The organism is Chryseobacterium pennae, assembly GCF_003385515.1.
GTDB lineage: Bacteria > Bacteroidota > Bacteroidia > Flavobacteriales > Weeksellaceae > Chryseobacterium > Chryseobacterium pennae.
On the sequence record NZ_QNVT01000001.1, the window covers coordinates 147,775 to 165,771 of the forward strand.

General features: G+C 35.8%; 17 protein-coding genes. 14 read left to right on the forward strand and 3 right to left on the reverse strand.

The annotated features are described in order from the left end of the window. Positions 1-540: 540 nt before the first annotated feature. The 3 genes from infB to rimP form a co-directional block, all read right to left on the reverse strand. Positions 541-3,501 (reverse strand): translation initiation factor IF-2, encoded by a 2,961-nt coding sequence (infB, locus tag DRF65_RS00685; RefSeq protein ID WP_115968024.1) that lies wholly within the window; start codon positions 3,499-3,501, stop codon positions 541-543. 77 nt (positions 3,502-3,578) lie between these two features. Further along, positions 3,579-4,814 (reverse strand): transcription termination factor NusA, encoded by a 1,236-nt coding sequence (nusA, locus tag DRF65_RS00690; RefSeq protein ID WP_089734773.1) that lies wholly within the window; start codon positions 4,812-4,814, stop codon positions 3,579-3,581. Between the two features lie 17 nt (positions 4,815-4,831). Continuing rightward, positions 4,832-5,299, reverse strand: a complete 468-nt coding sequence (gene rimP, locus DRF65_RS00695) for a ribosome assembly cofactor RimP (RefSeq protein ID WP_115968026.1) — start codon at positions 5,297-5,299, stop codon at positions 4,832-4,834. A gap of 215 nt (positions 5,300-5,514) precedes the next feature. On the opposite strand from rimP, the gene DRF65_RS00700 reads away from it, so the two are divergent. The 14 genes from DRF65_RS00700 to DRF65_RS00765 all read left to right on the forward strand — a co-directional run bounded on the left by DRF65_RS00700 (position 5,515) and on the right by DRF65_RS00765 (position 17,987). Next, positions 5,515-6,828: a UDP-glucose dehydrogenase family protein gene (locus DRF65_RS00700; RefSeq protein WP_115968027.1), complete on the forward strand. Its 1,314-nt coding sequence runs from the start codon at positions 5,515-5,517 to the stop codon at positions 6,826-6,828. A gap of 4 nt (positions 6,829-6,832) precedes the next feature. Further along, a complete protein-coding gene (gene rfbB / locus DRF65_RS00705) occupies positions 6,833-7,912 on the forward strand; it encodes a dTDP-glucose 4,6-dehydratase (RefSeq protein WP_115968029.1) in 1,080 nt (359 codons plus the stop codon). Position 7,913: 1 nt separating this feature from the next. Next, positions 7,914-8,375: a DUF2059 domain-containing protein gene (locus DRF65_RS00710; RefSeq protein WP_115968030.1), complete on the forward strand. Its 462-nt coding sequence runs from the start codon at positions 7,914-7,916 to the stop codon at positions 8,373-8,375. 1 nt (position 8,376) lies between these two features. Beyond that, positions 8,377-9,237, forward strand: coding sequence for a glucose-1-phosphate thymidylyltransferase RfbA (gene rfbA / locus DRF65_RS00715; RefSeq protein WP_115968032.1), 861 nt, complete (start codon positions 8,377-8,379; stop codon positions 9,235-9,237). 175 nt (positions 9,238-9,412) lie between these two features. Then, positions 9,413-10,261, forward strand: a complete 849-nt coding sequence (locus DRF65_RS00720) for an ABC transporter permease (RefSeq protein ID WP_115968034.1) — start codon at positions 9,413-9,415, stop codon at positions 10,259-10,261. Positions 10,262-10,299: 38 nt separating this feature from the next. After that, positions 10,300-11,550 carry an ABC transporter ATP-binding protein gene (locus tag DRF65_RS00725; protein WP_115968036.1) on the forward strand — a complete coding sequence of 417 codons (1,251 nt, stop codon included), beginning with the start codon at positions 10,300-10,302 and terminating at the stop codon, positions 11,548-11,550. 33 nt (positions 11,551-11,583) lie between these two features. Further along, complete coding sequence (locus tag DRF65_RS00730) at positions 11,584-12,561, forward strand: hypothetical protein (RefSeq protein WP_115968038.1); 978 nt, start codon at positions 11,584-11,586, stop codon at positions 12,559-12,561. Positions 12,562-12,583: 22 nt separating this feature from the next. Continuing rightward, positions 12,584-12,982: a sugar 3,4-ketoisomerase gene (locus DRF65_RS00735; RefSeq protein ID WP_115968039.1), complete on the forward strand. Its 399-nt coding sequence runs from the start codon at positions 12,584-12,586 to the stop codon at positions 12,980-12,982. Then, entirely contained in the window at positions 12,979-13,449 is a 471-nt protein-coding gene (locus DRF65_RS00740; protein WP_115968041.1) for an acyltransferase, read from the forward strand. Before DRF65_RS00735 ends, DRF65_RS00740 begins: the two co-directional genes overlap by 4 nt. After that, on the forward strand, positions 13,433-14,533 hold the full coding sequence (locus DRF65_RS00745; protein WP_115968042.1) for a DegT/DnrJ/EryC1/StrS family aminotransferase: 1,101 nt from the start codon (positions 13,433-13,435) through the stop codon (positions 14,531-14,533). Before DRF65_RS00740 ends, DRF65_RS00745 begins: the two co-directional genes overlap by 17 nt. Then, the gene (locus tag DRF65_RS00750) at positions 14,534-15,430 is read left to right on the forward strand and encodes a glycosyltransferase family 2 protein (RefSeq protein ID WP_115968044.1); all 897 of its coding nucleotides are present in this window, start codon (positions 14,534-14,536) and stop codon (positions 15,428-15,430) included. A gap of 3 nt (positions 15,431-15,433) precedes the next feature. Beyond that, positions 15,434-16,240, forward strand: coding sequence for a glycosyltransferase family 2 protein (locus DRF65_RS00755; RefSeq protein WP_115968045.1), 807 nt, complete (start codon positions 15,434-15,436; stop codon positions 16,238-16,240). A 135-nt stretch (positions 16,241-16,375) separates the two neighbouring features. After that, positions 16,376-17,044, forward strand: a complete 669-nt coding sequence (locus DRF65_RS00760; protein WP_115968047.1) for an NAD-dependent epimerase/dehydratase family protein — start codon at positions 16,376-16,378, stop codon at positions 17,042-17,044. 1 nt (position 17,045) lies between these two features. Then, a complete protein-coding gene (locus DRF65_RS00765; RefSeq protein ID WP_115968048.1) occupies positions 17,046-17,987 on the forward strand; it encodes a glycosyltransferase family 2 protein in 942 nt (313 codons plus the stop codon). Positions 17,988-17,997 lie beyond the last annotated feature (10 nt).

The window sequence follows — 17,997 nt, forward strand, 5'->3', positions numbered from 1 at the left end:
ATAAATATTAACATTAGCAAATTACATATGTACGTCCAGATTGTTTTTCTTTGCAATACCACAAGAAAACACTCCCCAAAACATAATGATTCATAATATTAACCTGTTTTTATTGATCAGAAATCAAAATAATAGTTTGAAAAAGCATTTTAACAATCAATAATTCGATGAAAAAAAAATTATCTATAATTAATCTAAATTACAATGGTGCTAATTTTCAACCAAATAGCTGTTTAAAAGTAAAAAAATCAATCGATTTCAGCACCATATAAAGTTGTATACAGATACTATGATTCCACCCATTTTTACCTATTTGTCTCATAAATAACACATATAAACATTCCTCTTTAGTTCAATCCTGCTATCTGTAAAATTGTAATTTTAACATTCAAGTTTTAATTCAGCAATAAAATAAATACCTGAAAAAAACTCTGCGAAAAGAATCAACTAAGTTTAAAGGAATATGATTTAGATACAGTGAACATAAACAAAAATAAGCCGTCTCAATGAGACGGCTTATTTTATATATTTATCTGAATATTATTTCAGCTTTTTCTTAACAGCTACTTCTTCGTACACTTCAAGAATATCACCGATTTCAATATCGTTGTATCCTTTTAAGTTAAGACCACATTCGTAACCTTTTGTTACTTCTTTTACATCGTCTTTGAAACGCTTCAAGCTTTCAAGCTCTCCGTCAAATTTCACAATGCCATCTCTTAACAAACGTACTTTAGACTGTCTTGTTACCTTTCCGGTAAGAACCATACAACCTGCAATTGAACCAACTTTAGAAATCTTGAATACCTCACGGATTTCAACATTACCAATTACCTGCTCCTGAATTTCAGGAGAAAGCATTCCTTCCATTGCTTCTTTTACTTCATCGATTGCTTTATAGATTACAGAATAAGTTCTGATTTCAATTTCCTCACGATCTGCAAGTTCTTTTGCATTAGCACCAGCTCTTACGTTGAATCCAATGATAATTGCATCAGATGCTGCCGCTAAGTTGATATCAGATTCAGTGATCTGTCCTACACCTGAGTGAAGGATTTTCACGCTGATCTCTTCTGTTGATAATCTTTGTAACTGATCAGAAAGTGCTTCCACAGAACCATCCACGTCACCTTTAAGGATAATATTCAATTCTTTGAATTCTCCTAAAGCAATACGTCTACCTAATTCTTCAAGCGTTGTATGTTTTTTCGTTCTGATAGAAAGTTCTCTCTGAAGTTGTTCTCTCTTATTTGCAATGGTTTTACCCTCACTTTCGTCAGCATATACCCGGAATTTATCACCTGCTGTAGGTGCTCCATCTAAACCTAAGATTGTTACAGGAATAGATGGCCCTGCTTCCGCAAGATTTCGTCCTCTTTCATCAAGCATGGCTTTTACTTTACCATGATTTTTACCAGCAACTACGTAATCTCCAACTTTCAGAGTTCCTGCCTGCACCAACATAGTGGCAACATATCCTCTTCCTTTATCCAATGAAGCTTCAATAACAACACCTTGAGCATTTCTACCAGGATTAGCTTTTAGATCAAGCATTTCTGCCTGAAGTAATACTTTCTCTAATAGAATATCCATGTTATTACCAAATTTCGCAGAAATTTCCTGAGCCTGAACATTCCCTCCCCATTCTTCTACAAGGATATTCATCCCTGAAAGCTGCTGACGGATATTATCAGGATTTGCATTGGGCCTATCAACCTTATTCAATGCAATAATCATAGGTACACCTGCTGCCTGTGCGTGAGAAATAGCTTCTCTCGTTTGAGGCATTACATCGTCGTCTGCTGCAATTACAATAATCGCAATATCGGTAATCTGAGCACCTCTAGCTCTCATTGCTGTAAATGCTTCGTGACCTGGTGTATCTAAGAATGTAATTCTCTGTCCGTTTTCAAGTTTAACATTGTAAGCACCAATATGCTGGGTAATTCCTCCAGATTCACCTGCAATTACATTTGTTTTTCTAATGTAATCAAGTAATGATGTTTTACCATGGTCAACGTGTCCCATTACAGTAACAATTGGAGCTCTAGTAACCAGATCTTCTTCGTTATCAATTTCATCTTCAGCATCACTTTCTTCAAGGTCAGCATCTGAGAATTCAATTTTATACCCAAATTCATCTGCTACTAATAACAAGGTATCAGCTTCTAATCTTTGGTTCATAGTAACCATTACACCAAGTGAGAAACAAGCAGAGATCACTTCAGTTGGAGAAACGTTCATTAAACTTGCTAATTCACCTACTGTGATAAATTCTGTCACCTTCAGTGTTCTGTCCTGTGCTTCAAATTCTTGTTGACGCTCATCCTGCTCTCTTCGGTACGTTCTTTTATCCTTTCTGTGTTTTGCAGATTTAGATTTACCTCCTTTGTTGGTAAGTTTTTCTAAGGTTTCTTTAATCTGGTTTTTAACTTGTTCGTCAGTTAATTCAACTGGCATAACTCTTTGACCAGGTCTGTTGTTTTGACCTCCTTTTTTGAAGCCACCTCCTCCTTGGCCACCTGGACGGTTTCCACCTTGGTTATTTCCGAAACGGTTTCCACCTTGACCGCCTTGACCTTGTGGACGATTTCCTTGTCCCCCTTGTCCTGGGCGGTTTCCACCTTGTCCACCACCATTATTATTATTGTGCGGACGGTTTCCACCCTGGCCACCTTGGCCTTGGTTATTATTTCCAGAGTTTTGATTGTTTCCACCTTGGCCTTGGTTATTTGGACCTCCACCTGGTTTTTCAATTCTCTTTCTTTTCTTTTTTGCTCCAGCTCCTGGTTTTGGTGCAAACTGAGTTAAATCAATTTTTTCACCTACGATCTTAGGACCGTCCAGTTTCTGATAAACAGTTTCAATTTTTTGAGGTTCCTGATTTTCAGGTTCAGCTTCCACTTTTGGAGCTTCTATTTTTTTCTCTTCTACCACTGGTTTTGGAGTTTCTTTTACAGGTTCAACCGGTTTTGTTTCTTCTTTTTTCTCCTCCATTTTTGGTTTGTCTTTTTTCACTGGTCTATTTCTAGATTCTATCTGAGACAAATCAATTTTATCCAAAACTTTAAATTCCTGCTTTTCGGGAGTTGCTTTTACTTCCGGTTCTTCTTTCACTATTTCTTCTTTCTTTTCTTCAACCGGTGTCGCTACAGGAGCAGCAGGGGTTTCTTCAATTTCGGGTTTAACAGGTTCTAAATCTATTTTACCTAAAATCTTAGTTTCTGGTTTGTTTGCTTTAGCTCTTATCACTTCAGGGGTTTTCTTCTCTTCAATTTCCAGTTTTTCTTCCGGAACTTTAGTGATCACCACCTCATGGGAAGCTTTTCTTTGTTCGCCATCTTTGGCAAACTCAGCTTCCAATGCAGAATATGCCGATTCTTCCAATTGAGCGTTAGGATTGCTTTCAACCTCGAAACCCTTTGATTGTAAAAACTCTACTAATCTGGACATCGAAATATTGAATTCCTTAACCGCTTTATTTAATCTAATTTTTGGCATCTATATTATTTACTGTTTTTTAATTTTTAAAATTAAAGTATTTCCTTTTTACTGTTTATTAAAATTTATTTTAAATCTTAATCTTCAAATTCTTCTCTCAGAATACGTTTAACCTCTTCAATTGTTTCTTCTTCAAGATCAACCATATTTAAAAGGCTCTCAGTTTCTTTATCTAATACTGATTTTGCAGTTGTAAGTCCTACTTTCTTAAACTCATCCAAAATCCACTGCTCGATATCGTCATTAAATTCTCTCAATTCAACATCGTCATCCTCGCTGGACTCTCTGTATACATCAATTTCATATCCTGACAACCAAGAAGCCAGTCTAATATTCTGTCCTTGTTTTCCGATTACTTTAGAAATCTCTTCAACAGGAGTGTAAACTAGTGCATAGTTAGCATCTTCATTGATATCAATTTTGTTAACAGTAACATTTCCTAAAGCTCTCTTCACCAAAATTTCAGGGTTTTTAGACCACTGAATAACATCGATGTTTTCATTTCTCAACTCTCTTACAACCCCATGAATTCTGGATCCTTTAACACCCACACAAGCTCCTACAGGATCAATTCTGTCATCATAAGCATCTACTGCAATCTTCGCCTTTTCACCAGGAATTCTCACTACTTTTTTCAGCATGATTGTTCCATCCTGGATTTCAGGAATTTCCAGCTCTAATAATTTCTCAAGGAATTTAGGTGCAGTTCTGGAAATAATAATCTGCGGTTTTGAACCTTTAAAATCTACTGTCTCAACAATAGCTCTGATATTCTCACCCTTTTTAAAGAAATCTGATGGGATCTGGTTTTCTTTTGGTAAAATGAATTCGTTTCCTTCATCATCCAACAAGATCACATGCTTGTGGCGGATGTGGTGGATTTCACCCACAACGATTTCACCAATTTTATCTCTAAACTGTTCGTACAGCATTGCATTATTATGCTCCTGAAGTTTTGTAGCCAAAATCTGCTTAAGGGTAAGAATATTTCTTCTTCCCAACTGCGCAACAGGAATTTCCATTGTAAAGTCCTCACCTACTTCGAAGGTAGGGTCAATCTTCTTCGCTTCAGAAATTTCAATTTCCAAATCATCATCTTCAGACATTTCGTCCTCTACAATTGTTTTATTTAAAAATATCTGAAAATCTCCTTTATCCGGGTTTACAATCACGTCAAAGTGGTCATCTGAATCGAATCTTTTTCTCAAAAGAGTCTTCAGTGAATCTTCAATAATTGCCATAAGATCAATCTTACTGATCCCTTTTTCGTCTTTAAAATCACCAAAGGATTCAATCAACGCTATATTATCCATCTATTCTTTTTTCTTTTTTAAAATTTAATTACTACTAATGCTTTTTTAATCTCAGAGTAAGCAATCTCTTTCTCCTCTTCTACATCTACTTTCCCTTTACCAACATCTTTCGGTTTACGGTAACGCAGAATAAGCGTAATCTTTTCATCGTCCACTTTTGACAATTCTCCTTCAGTTTTAGAAGAATCCTCCAGCATCACTTCTATCTCTCTTCCTATGTTTTTATTGAACTGTCTTGGTGTTACTAATGGCTCACTCAATCCAGCAGACATTACCTGAAGGCTGAAATCATGCTCTTCACGATCCATATTGAATTCTATAGCCCGGCTTGCATCAAGACAATCCTGTAAAGAAACTCCATTATCACCATCTAAAATCACTGTAACATCATCCCCTGCAGAGATCTTAAGATCAATAAGAAAAAGATCTTCTCTGGTCTCAAGGAATTCATTTAATAATTCTTCAATTCTTTTTTTAAACTCCATACATTCTTTTATCTTGATTTACAGTACGAAAAAAGGCTTTCTTTCGAAGCCTTCCCATTTTTTCCGTAAATCCAATGCAAATATACGCTTTTTTTCCAAAAATGCAAAATTATCTTATTATCAAGTAAATACAACGAAAATCATTTACATTAAATTAAACAAGCATGTGAAGGTATTTTTATTATTTTTGTCTTTGAATTTTAAAAACAAACATTTTGAATATAACGATTGTAGGAACAGGTTATGTAGGATTAGTTACAGGAACTACCCTTGCAGAACTTGGCAATTCAGTATACTGTGTTGATATTGATGAAAAAAAGGTAGAAGGTATGAAAAACGGCATCGTTCCCATCTATGAGCCGAACCTTGAAGAGATGTTTCTTAGAAACATCCAGTCTGAAAGATTATTTTTCACTACCAATTTAAAAGAAGCTTTAGATAAAAGTGAAGTGATTTATCTGGCATTGCCTACTCCTCCCGGAGAAGATGGCTCAGCTGATCTTTCTTATGTATTAAAAGTATCGAATGACATTGGAGAAATGATGACCGAGTATAAGGTTATTGTTAACAAAAGCACTGTCCCTGTAGGTACCGCAGACAGGGTAAGAGAAACGATTTCTTCTAAAACAGACATTCCCTTTGATGTTGTTTCCAATCCTGAATTTTTAAGAGAAGGTTTTGCTGTTGAAGATTCTATGAATCCTTCGAGAGTTGTTGTAGGGGCAAGTTCCGATAAGGCAAAAGATATTATGGCTAAAATTTACCAGCCATTCACCAACACTGGCATTCCGATCATTTTTATGGATGAGAAATCATCTGAACTGACAAAATATGCGGCCAATTCATTCCTTGCTGTAAAAATCACCTTTATGAATGAAATTGCCAATTACTGTGAAAAAGTAGGGGCTGACGTAGATAAGGTAAGACTAGGAATGGGAAGTGATGACAGAATTGGACAAAGGTTCCTTTTTCCAGGCATTGGATATGGAGGAAGCTGTTTTCCTAAAGATGTAAAAGCTCTTATTAAATCCGGGAAACAGGAAAATTTCAATTTTCAGATTCTGGAAGCTACAGAGAATGTCAATACTTCTCAGAAGGTAATTCTTGTTGCTGAAATTGAAAAATACTTTGGCGGAAATATAGCAGGTAAAAAGATCGCTATGTGGGGCCTTGCCTTCAAAGCCAATACTGATGATATCAGAGAAGCATCTTCTTTAGACAACATTGCCCTCTTATTAAAAAAAGGCGCAATAATTGTAGCCTATGATACAGTTGCAGAAACTAATGTTCAAAAATTACTGGGAGATAAAATCCAATATGCCAAAGGAATGTATGACGCACTGGAAGATGTAGACGCTTTATTTATTGCTACAGAATGGCCGGAATTCAAAAATCCTAATTTTGACCTTATGGCAAAGAAAATGAAAAATAAAGTTATTTTTGACGGAAGGAATATGTACCCACTTGAAATCCCTGAACAAAACGGATTTTATTATAAGAGTATAGGTAGAAAGACAATCACAAAATAAATAAATGAAAAATGTAATCATTACAGGGGGAGCCGGGTTTATCGGTTCTCATGTTGTAAGAGAATTTGTAAAAAATAATCCGGATATTACAATCATCAACCTCGATGCACTAACGTATGCCGGAAATTTGGAAAACCTGAAGGACATTGAAAATGAACCTAATTATGTTTTCGAAAAAGCAGATATTACAAAACCTGAAGAGCTAAGAGAAGTTTTTGAAAAATATAATCCTGACGCCGTTGTACATTTAGCGGCAGAAAGCCATGTTGACAGAAGTATCACTGATCCTATGGCTTTTATTAATACCAATGTAAACGGGACAGCCAATCTTCTTAACCTTTGTAAAGAGTTCTGGACTTTGAATCCCGACCATACCCATGGAAGATTCCCTGATGAAAAAAGAACAAACCTATTCTATCACGTTTCAACAGATGAAGTATATGGAAGTTTAGGTGAAACCGGATTCTTCCTTGAAACGACTTCTTATGATCCTCAATCTCCATATTCTGCATCAAAAGCAGCCTCTGACCATTTAGTAAGAGCCTATGGAAATACATATGGAATGCCGTTTATTGTATCTAACTGTTCTAATAATTACGGACCGAACCATTTCCCGGAAAAATTAATCCCGCTTTGCATCTCTAATATCATTAACGAAAGACCTTTACCTATTTATGGTGATGGAAAGTATACAAGAGATTGGCTATTTGTAATTGATCACGCAAGAGCTATCCATCAGATATTTAATGACGCTAAAACTGGAGAAACCTATAACATCGGTGGGTTCAACGAATGGCAAAATATTGACCTAGTTAAAGAATTGATCAAGCAGATGGATGCTAAACTGGGAAGATCTGAAGGCTACTCTGAAAAACTGATCACTTTTGTAAAAGACAGACCTGGTCATGATAAACGTTATGCTATTGATGCCAATAAATTAAATAAAGATCTAGGCTGGAAACCATCCGTAACTTTTGAAGAAGGACTGGGTAAAACCATAGACTGGTACCTAGAAAATAAGGAATGGCTGGAAAATGTGACTAGCGGAGATTACCAAAAATACTACGAAAACCAGTATTCTTAGGATGAAAAAATATTTCTTTTTATTTTTCATCATTTTCTCTGTCGCATCATATGCTCAATCTGTGATTCAGACAAAGTTTCCAACTGAAGCGCAGAAAAAACTTATCGATGAACTCATTGAAATTAGCGGATATAATAATTCATTAATGCAAACAGCTAATTTATTACTATTTCGAAAGTCTATTCGCCATGAAAATGGGAAAAGTTTTGAAGTTTTAAATACAGAAGAAAAGAGAACCATCCTTGATAAAATAAGAAATAATTACTCAAGAAAAGACAAACTCTATTTTGATTTCATGAATTTATCTGAAGAAAATTTGAAAAACCTCATCAAATTTTACGATGAAAATCCGAATTTAAAATCCAGTCAGTATTTATTTTCATCAGATATTATCATTCATAATCTAGACAATGAAATCAGCATTGAAGTAAATAAGATCTTAAAAGACAAATCCACAAAATAAAATGAAAGGAATAATATTAGCCGGAGGATCCGGAACAAGACTTTACCCTCTAACCATCGCCGTAAGCAAGCAGCTGATGCCTGTTTATGACAAACCTATGATCTACTATCCTCTATCTACATTGCTATTGGCAGGAATTAAGGATATTCTGATCATTACCACCCCACACGACCAGGCAGGATTCATCAAATTACTAGGAGATGGATCTCAGATCGGCTGTAATATAGAATACGTTGTACAGCCAAGTCCGGACGGTCTGGCACAGGCCTTTATTCTGGGAGACCAGTTTATAGGCAATGATCCTGCAGCACTTGTTTTAGGAGACAACATCTTCTACGGTTCTGAAATGGGAAATTTGTTAAAAAATAAAACCAATCCTAATGGAGGCGTCGTTTTTGCTTATCATGTCGCAGACCCTGAAAGATATGGGGTTGTAGAATTTGACGACAACTTCAAGGCCGTTTCTATTGAAGAAAAACCTTTAAAGCCAAAGTCAAACTACGCTGTACCCGGTCTTTATTTTTATGACAATAATGTAGTAGAAATTGCTAAAAATATAAAACCTTCTGCACGAGGAGAACTGGAAATTACTGACGTAAACAATGTTTATCTGAAAAATGAAAAACTTGAAGTAGGTGTTCTGGACAGAGGTACAGCATGGCTGGATACGGGAACTTTTGATTCTCTTCATGATGCTTCGGAATTTGTAAGTGTTATTGAAAAGAGACAAGGCTTCAAGATTGGATGTATCGAAGAGATTGCTTTCAGAAATAAATTCATTAGTGAAGAAAAATTACTGGAAACAGCTGCAAAATATGGTAAAAGTGGTTATGGCCAGTATTTAAAACAACTTGTTCGTTAATACCCCTATCATTTATAAACCTCGCAAACTATTGGCTTTATAGTCAATAGTTTTTGTACATAATAACAAATATCAATATATTAGTTGTTATTTTTTAGTTTTATGTAAACAATAATTTACAGACTAAGAAATCCGGTAAGAATTAATTATTATAAATTTGCAAAAACTTACACAGATGAATGAACCACAGCAAAAGTGGACAGAAACAATTGAAGCGAATCATTCTTTATTTGATTTAAAGCTCAAAGAAGTATGGCGGTATAAGGATCTTGTTTACATGTTTGTAAAAAGAGACTTCATATCGAGTTTCAAGCAAACCATTTTGGGGCCAATCTGGTTTTTTATTAACCCGGTTTTAACAACAATAGTCTATCTGGTTGTTTTTGGAGCGATTGCCAAACTTCCTACAGATGGTGCACCCCCTATTTTATTTTATCTGTCTGGTGTAACTCTCTGGAATTACTTTTCAGCTTCATTACTGACTACTTCCAGTACCTTTGTAGGGAATTCAACCATTTTCGGGAAAGTATATTTCCCAAGACTGGTAACGCCAATTTCAGTTGTCATCTCAAACCTGATGCGTTTTGGGGTGCAATTTCTCTTATTCCTTCTTGCATGGGCTTATTATCTGAGCCAGGGAAAGGTGCAGCCTAATATCTGGATTCTCGCAACTCCTTTTCTTATCATCTTGATGGCCTTTTTTGCATTAGGAGTAGGAATGATATTCTCGGCTCTTACTACAAAATATAAAGATTTGAGTATGTTATTGGGCTTTGGAGTCAGTTTATATATGTATGCCACTCCGGTGATCTATCCGGTATCCTCTCTTCCGGCAGGATTCAAAAAACTGGCATACTATAATCCGCTTACAGGGATTTTCGAATGTTTTAAATATGCCTGGCTTGGTGTAGGCGACTTCTCACCATTAATGCTGGGAATCAGTACGGTTATTATTCTTATCCTATTGGTATTAGGAATACTGATCTTTAATAAGGTTGAAAAAACCTTTATGGATACCGTATAAGATTTAACTGTTATCATTAACTTAAAATCAATCAAAACATGCTGGCTTTAAAAGCAGAAAATATATCAAAACAATACCGCCTCGGACAGGTGGGTACCGGAACTTTATCTCATGACCTGAACAGATTCTGGCATAAGGTAAGGGGAAAAGAAGATCCTTATTTGAAAATTGGGGAAACCAATGACAGAACAACAAAAGGAGATTCTGAATATGTATGGTCTTTACGCGATATCAATTTTGAGATAGAACAGGGAGATGCCGTTGGAATCATAGGAAGAAACGGAGCGGGTAAATCTACTTTGCTTAAATTACTGAGTAAGGTAACCAAACCAACAACCGGGAAGATTTATACTCAGGGAAGAATTGCATCCCTGCTGGAAGTAGGAACAGGTTTTCACCCTGAAATGACAGGTCGTGAGAATGTATATCTTAACGGAGCTATTCTTGGGATGACCAGAAAGGAAATTACCCGAAAATTTGATGAAATTGTAGACTTTTCAGGAGTTGAAAGATATATAGATACTCCGGTAAAAAGATATTCTTCCGGAATGTACGTCCGTCTGGCATTTGCTGTAGCAGCACACCTTGAGTCTGAGATTTTGATCGTAGATGAAGTACTTGCAGTAGGAGATTCTGAGTTTCAGAAAAAATGCCTTGGAAAAATGGGTGATGTCACGAAGGGACAGGGAAGAACAGTTCTTTTTGTAAGCCACAATATGGCTGCGATTAATGAGCTTTGCAACAGTGCTATTTTATTAGATCAAGGCTCCGTGGCCATGCAGGGAGACAAAGATAAATGTATTATTGAATACCAGCGTAAGAATTCCTATATCTCTCATTATGAAGTCTCAAAGGATGGTTTTGAAATCGGAAATGACAGAATTAAAGTTCAGGCCTATTCAGCAACACCTATACAGGGAAATGTACTGAATATCAATTCAGGAGTAAGAATAAAGGTTGATTTTATAAGCACGATTCAAAATGCTACTGTAGATCTTTCTTTCTATATCAAAAACTCTCATGAAGTGATTGTCATGAGTAACGGCTTTATGATCAGTGAAAATGGAGAACCGGGAGGTTACTCTATCAGCTTTGATATTCCGGCCAATATACTTAATGAGGATTCTTATTATTTTGATATGTTTTGGGGAATGAACCGTTCTGAGATCGCATTCAAAACACAATCATTTGGTTTTGAGATCAATGGAATAAGAAATCAGTTTGGAGACATCAAAAAATCACCGGGTGTAATTTCTCCTGCTATTGTTTCGGAAATCAAAAAGTTATAACTTTTCAGTGCTCATCCTTCAAAATAATTCGTCATGCTTTTAAATATAATCTTTTCATATAACCGTGCCATGCAAGTAGATTACCTGCTGAGTACTATTTTAAAAAGAATTAAAATAGATGATTATGAAACTGTGATTTTGTACCATACCACAGGGAATCATCATTTAGGCTACAAAAAATTAATTGAAAAATATAAAAATCACTCCAATATCCGTTTTGAAGAAAGAAAGGAAATATGGTTTGATACTGCTTTTTTTAAAACACTTACCAACAGAAAAAATTTAAAATTCTTTCTGGAGAAAAATTTAAAGAATAAGCAGGGCGATAACTTCAAAGGGCTGCTTCAGGATTTATTAAGAAAGACCAAACATGAACTGATCATGTTTAATACCGATGATGGTGTTTTTTATAGAGATGTATCTCTGGATGAAGAAGTGCTTTCTGAATTTAAAAAAGATCCCGAAAATTCATCTTACAGGATGTATGTAGGTGACAATATTGAAGGTTTCCCTGATTATATTCAGAAAAAGGGCGATCATTACGAATGGGACTATTATGCCGATAAGAATATCACACACTGGTCTTATCCTTTTTCAGTAGACGGAACAATATATAATACCAAGCATCTGTTAAAGGTTTTAGAAAAAATACCTTATCATAACCCAATTACGCTGGAAGAAAACGTGTTCAGACATGCATTACAGCATAAACTCTTCAGAAAAGGAATGAGCCCGCTGCAAACCAAACTGGTGGGAACTACTTTAAACAGGGTTTCTGTGGAGACCTTTAACCCAACTATCAACATCAGCGTTGATGAACTAAATGAAAAATTCATCGAAGGATATACCCTTCACCTTGGACTTCCCGATCATATTGATGTGGTTAATATTGTTCCATTTGAAGTAAGTGTAGTAAAAGGAGACCAGAAAGTACTTCTGTATGCTTTAGATGAAGATGGAAAGAAAATACAAAATTCGTATGGAATTGAAGGGACCAAAAACGAGTCCTAATAGATATATAAATTAAATGATTATGACTCCGCATATTATAGATTTTTTAAAGATCGGATCTCCGGAACTGGGATACATTACTGTGGCTGAAGCTCAGAAAAATGTGCCTTTTTCCATCAACAGAGTTTACTGGACTTATTTTACACCTCAAGATGTAATCCGTGGAGGACATGCGCATAAGAAGCTGCAGCAGGTTATCTTTGCAGTTTCGGGAACTATAGAATTCAACACTCAGGATCTGGATGGTAATGAGGCGAGCTTCATTTTAGATACTCCATCCAAGGGACTTTATATTCCGGAATTAATCTGGAGAGATATTAAATTCAGCCACAATGCTGTTCTTTTATGTCTTGCTTCTGAACTCTATGACGAAGATGATTATTTCAGAGATTTCGAAGATTTTAAAAACTACAGGAAATGATACATCCTTTAGCTGACGTACAGTCTCAAAACATCGGGGAAGGAACTTCCGTATGGCAGTTCTGTGTCATTTTAAAAGGGGCTGAAATTGGCAGCGGATGCAATATCAACTGCCAGGTACTTATAGAAAACGATGTGGTCATTGGAAACAATGTCACGATAAAACCAGGTGTTCAGATCTGGGATGGAGTAAGCCTTGAAGACAATGTATTCATCGGGCCTAATGTAACTTTTACCAACGACCTTTTCCCAAAATCTAAAAATAAAGATTTCAAACTGGAAAAAACACTGGTAAAAAAAGGAGCTTCTATTGGTGCCAATGCTACTGTTTTAGCAGGAATTACCATTGGTGAAAATGCATTAATCGGAGCCGGAAGCGTGGTTACCAAAAGTGTTCCTGATAATGAAATATGGGTAGGAAACCCTGCAAAATTTTTAAAGAATAATAACAATGATAAAGTTTCTTGATTTACAAAAAGTTAATCTCAAATACCAACAGGAAATAGAAGATGCGCTGTTGCAGACCTTCAGATCCGGATGGTATCTTTTGGGAGAAAAAACCAAAGGTTTCGAAACTCATTTAGCTCAATATATAGGAACAAAACACGCGATTGGGGTAGCCAACGGACTGGATGCACTGCGTCTGATCCTTCGTGCTTACATCGAATTGGGAATCATGAAAAAAGGTGATGAAATTCTTGTTCCTTCCAATACCTATATCGCATCTATACTGGCCGTTTCTGATAACGGATTGGTTCCTGTTCTGGTAGAACCGGAGATCAATACCTACAATATCGATATTGCTAAAATTGAAGAAAAAATCACTCCAAAAACCAAAGGTATTCTTGTTGTTCACCTTCAGGGAAGAATCGTTTTCTCGGATCAGCTTAAAGAAATTGCTCAGAAACATGATTTAAAGATCATCGAAGACAATGCCCAGGCTATCGGAGCAGAATGGAACGGCATAAAATCAGGAAACCTTGGAGATGCTGCAGGATTCAGCTTTTATCCTGGAAAAAATCTGGGAGCTTTAGGAGATGCAGGGGCTGTAACCACCAATGATGATGAGCTTGCAAAGGCAATCAGAGCATTGGCCAACTACGGCTCCAACCAAAAATATGTAAACATTTATCAGGGGTTAAATTCCAGACTTGATGAGCTGCAGTCTGCTGTTTTAGATATCAAGCTGAAGTATATTGATGATGAAAATAATGCAAGAAGAATTATTGCCAAAAGATTCATCAGTGAAATCACCCATCCTGATATCATCCTTCCTGAATATCCTGAAAATGAAAATGAGCATGTATGGCATGTTTTCGTTATCAGAACCCATAGAAGAGATGAGCTTCAGGCATATCTTACAGAGCATGGCATACAGACCATCATTCACTACCCTATTCCGCCTCACAGGCAGGAAGCTTACAAAGAGTGGAATGATCTGTCTTTCCCGATCAGTGAAAAAATTCATGCAGAAGTTCTAAGTCTTCCGATCTCCTTGGTTTTGGAAGAAGAAGAAGTACAGACAATTATTAAAGCGGTAAACGAATTTTAAATGGAACAACCATTAGTAACAGTGGTAGTAGTATCCTACAACCATTCACAGTTTATCAAAGAAAACCTTGACAGCATAAAAAACCAGACCTACAAAAACATTCAGTTAATTGTAGGTGATGATGCTTCCCCGGATCATTCCGTAAAAGTTTTTGAACAGTGGTTGCAGGAAAATAATTACCCTGCAGAAAAAAACTTCCATACTCAAAACACAGGCCTGCCAACCATGCTTAATGAATGCCTTGAGCTGGCCAAAGGAAAGTATATCAAAATCATTGCAGCCGATGATTTTCTGCATCCCGAATCTATCGAAAAATCAGTTTCCATCCTTGAAAAATCAGGAAATGAATATGGAATGTCTTTTTCTCATACTCATGCTGTAAATAACGACAGCGAGATCATTGAGGATATTGCAGACTACGATGCATTGGGAAATATAGATCCTTATGTTTTCAGAGAAGAACTTTTAAAAGGAAATAGAATTGCGGCTTTAACGGTGCTATTAAGAACTGATGTCGTAAGAGAAACCGGCCAATATGATGCGCAGTTTATTATCGAAGATTATTACCGTTGGCTAAAAGTCAGCCAGAAGTATTTAATTGCCTATATTCCGGAAAAGCTAGCTTATTACAGACTGCATACCGATAATATTTCTAAAGTAAAAGCTGACAGAATTGAAATGGAAGCAGCCATGCTTCAGATGATGTTTGATAAAAAAGGAGTATCAAGAGGAAGTATCAATTACATTACTCAGAAACTATACCAATCAGGCACTCAACTTCCTGAAGAATATGTCAATGCCTATCATGTCTATCCGTTCCGTTCAAAAAAACTGGACTTTGCTGTAAAAAAGAAGCTTCCTGTTTCTCTGTATAAGGTTTTAAAGAAAATTATCTAAAAAATGAATCCTTTAATCTCCATCATTGTTCCTTGCTACAATCAGGCTGTTTATCTTGATGAATGTCTTGAATCTGTACTTCAGCAAACCTATCAGAACTGGGAATGTATTATTGTCAATGACGGTTCTCCGGACAATACTGAAGATTTTGCCAGAAAATGGGTAGAAAAGGATACCCGTTTCCATTATGTTGATAAGGAAAACGGCGGTTTATCTTCCGCAAGAAATGCAGGAATAGCTGTTGCAAAAGGAGAATGGATTTTACCATTAGACTCAGATGATAAAATATCTCCGGCCTATCTGGAACTGGCTGAGAAAGAATTCAGCAATGGATACAGTGTCATTTACTGTGAAGCTGAAAAATTTGGTACAGAAACCGGAAAATGGATTCTGCCCGAATATACCCCACAGGCTTTAGCGGTAAGAAATGTTATTTTTTGTACTGCATTTTTTAAAAGAACAGATTGGGAAAAAGCCGGCGGATATGACACCAGCCTCATCTATGGTCTGGAAGATTGGGAGTTCTGGATCTCCATTCTTAAAAACGGAGGTAAAGTGTATAAAATCAAAGAAATTTGCTTCTATTACAGGATCAAAGAAAACTCTATGATAAAAGACATGATCTCAGACAACGGAGACATGAAAAAAATGGTAACCCACAATATTGTATACAAAAAACACATTGAGTTCTTCACAAAGGAACTCGGTAGTTTTGAGAAGCTCTACGATAATAACCAGCATTTAAAAAACATCCTCAACAGTAAGAGATATGTTTGGGCAAATAAAATTTTTAATCTTTTCAACCGATGAGAAAAAAGGGAGAGAAGACCGGTTACCTCAACAAAATGAAATACTATTCATATATTTGAGTATCTGAATGAAATGATTTTTTTTCAGATATGGAATATTGTTCCCCTATAACACAATTAATGAAACAACTAAGGTATGATTATTGGCAACGGTATTATAGCAAATGCTGTAAAATCTTATGACAGACAAGATATAGTTTTTTTTGCTTCAGGAGTATCCAATTCCCTGGAGACAAGCGCATCAGAATTTGAAAGAGAATTTTCTCTTTTAAAAACGGTGTATGGAGATAACAGAGAAAAGAAACTCATCTATTTTTCTACCCTCAGCATCCACGATCAGTCAAAGCAGAACAGCCCCTATGTCATTCATAAAAAAGAAATTGAAGCGTATATAGAAAATAATGTTGACCATTACCTCATCCTGCGAATAGGCAATATTGTAGGAAAGGGCGGAAATCCCAACACACTTTTCAACTTTCTGAAGACTCAGATTACAAACCATAATGAATTTACCCTGCATCTGAAAGCCAGAAGACTTCTTTTAGACATTGAAGATATCTCCAGATTTGTAGAATCTCATGGTCTGCATTCCCATAATAAAACTATCAATTTCTCCTTTCCCTATTATTATGATTTAAAGGAAATCATCAGTGCTATTGAAAAAGAAACAGATAAAAAAGGACTTTATAACGAAGCTGATGAAGGTGATTTCTATAAAGTGGATTTTGATGAAGATATCACGACTTTTTTCTCCGGTAAAACCCCGGAAAGCTATTTAGAAACATTAACCAGAAAGTATATTTAAGATGGCTAATTTTTATGTAATTATTGTTACTTACAATGCCATGAAATGGGCAGAAAGATGTTTTACCAGTTTACGAAAGTCCAATATTCCCGTACAGACAATCGTTATTGATAACGGTTCTACGGATGGTACTCAGGGCTATATTAAAATAAACTTTCCTGAAGTTGATTTTATTCAGTCTTCGGAAAATCTAGGTTTTGGTAAAGCCAATAATATTGGTATTGAAAAAGCTTATAAAGAAGGAGCCGATTTTTTTTATCTGATGAATCAGGATGCATGGATTTTCCCGGACAGTATTGAAAAATTGCTGGAAGTTTATCGTGATTATCCCAACAAAGAGCAACTTGGTATCTTAAGTCCGATGCATTTAGACGGAAGTGAAAAAAAATTAGATTCCCATTTTGAAAATTATCTGGGAAAATATGCCAAAACAAACCGCTTAATTTCTGACCTATTTTTAAAACAGCTAAGTAAATGGTACGAAATAGATTTTGTAAACGCTGCACATTGGTTATTACCTAAGTCTACCATTGAAACCGTTGGTGGGTTTAATCCGTTTTATTTCCATTATGGTGAAGACTATGACTATTTAAACCGTGTTGTTTATAATAAAAAGAAAGTTATAATTTGTCCGGATAGCCTTGTAGTTCATGATACTAAACAGCATAAAGTTTTTCAAAATCCCGAAGACGCTTATAAAGAAAAATGGCTTTCATTGAGGTTACAAAAACAAACCGAATTTATGAATCCTGCCCTTGAATTTGATCCAATAAAAATAAAAAAGCAGTTATTATGGGATTTTTATAAATTCGCATTAAAAGGTTATACAAAAGAACGTATTGAGCAACGTGAAATGAATAACTATTTTTTACCTCGCTTACAGGAAATTCATGAGCATCGCCAAAAAATCATCAACTCTTCACACCCATTTTTAAATATCTAAAAATTTCTAA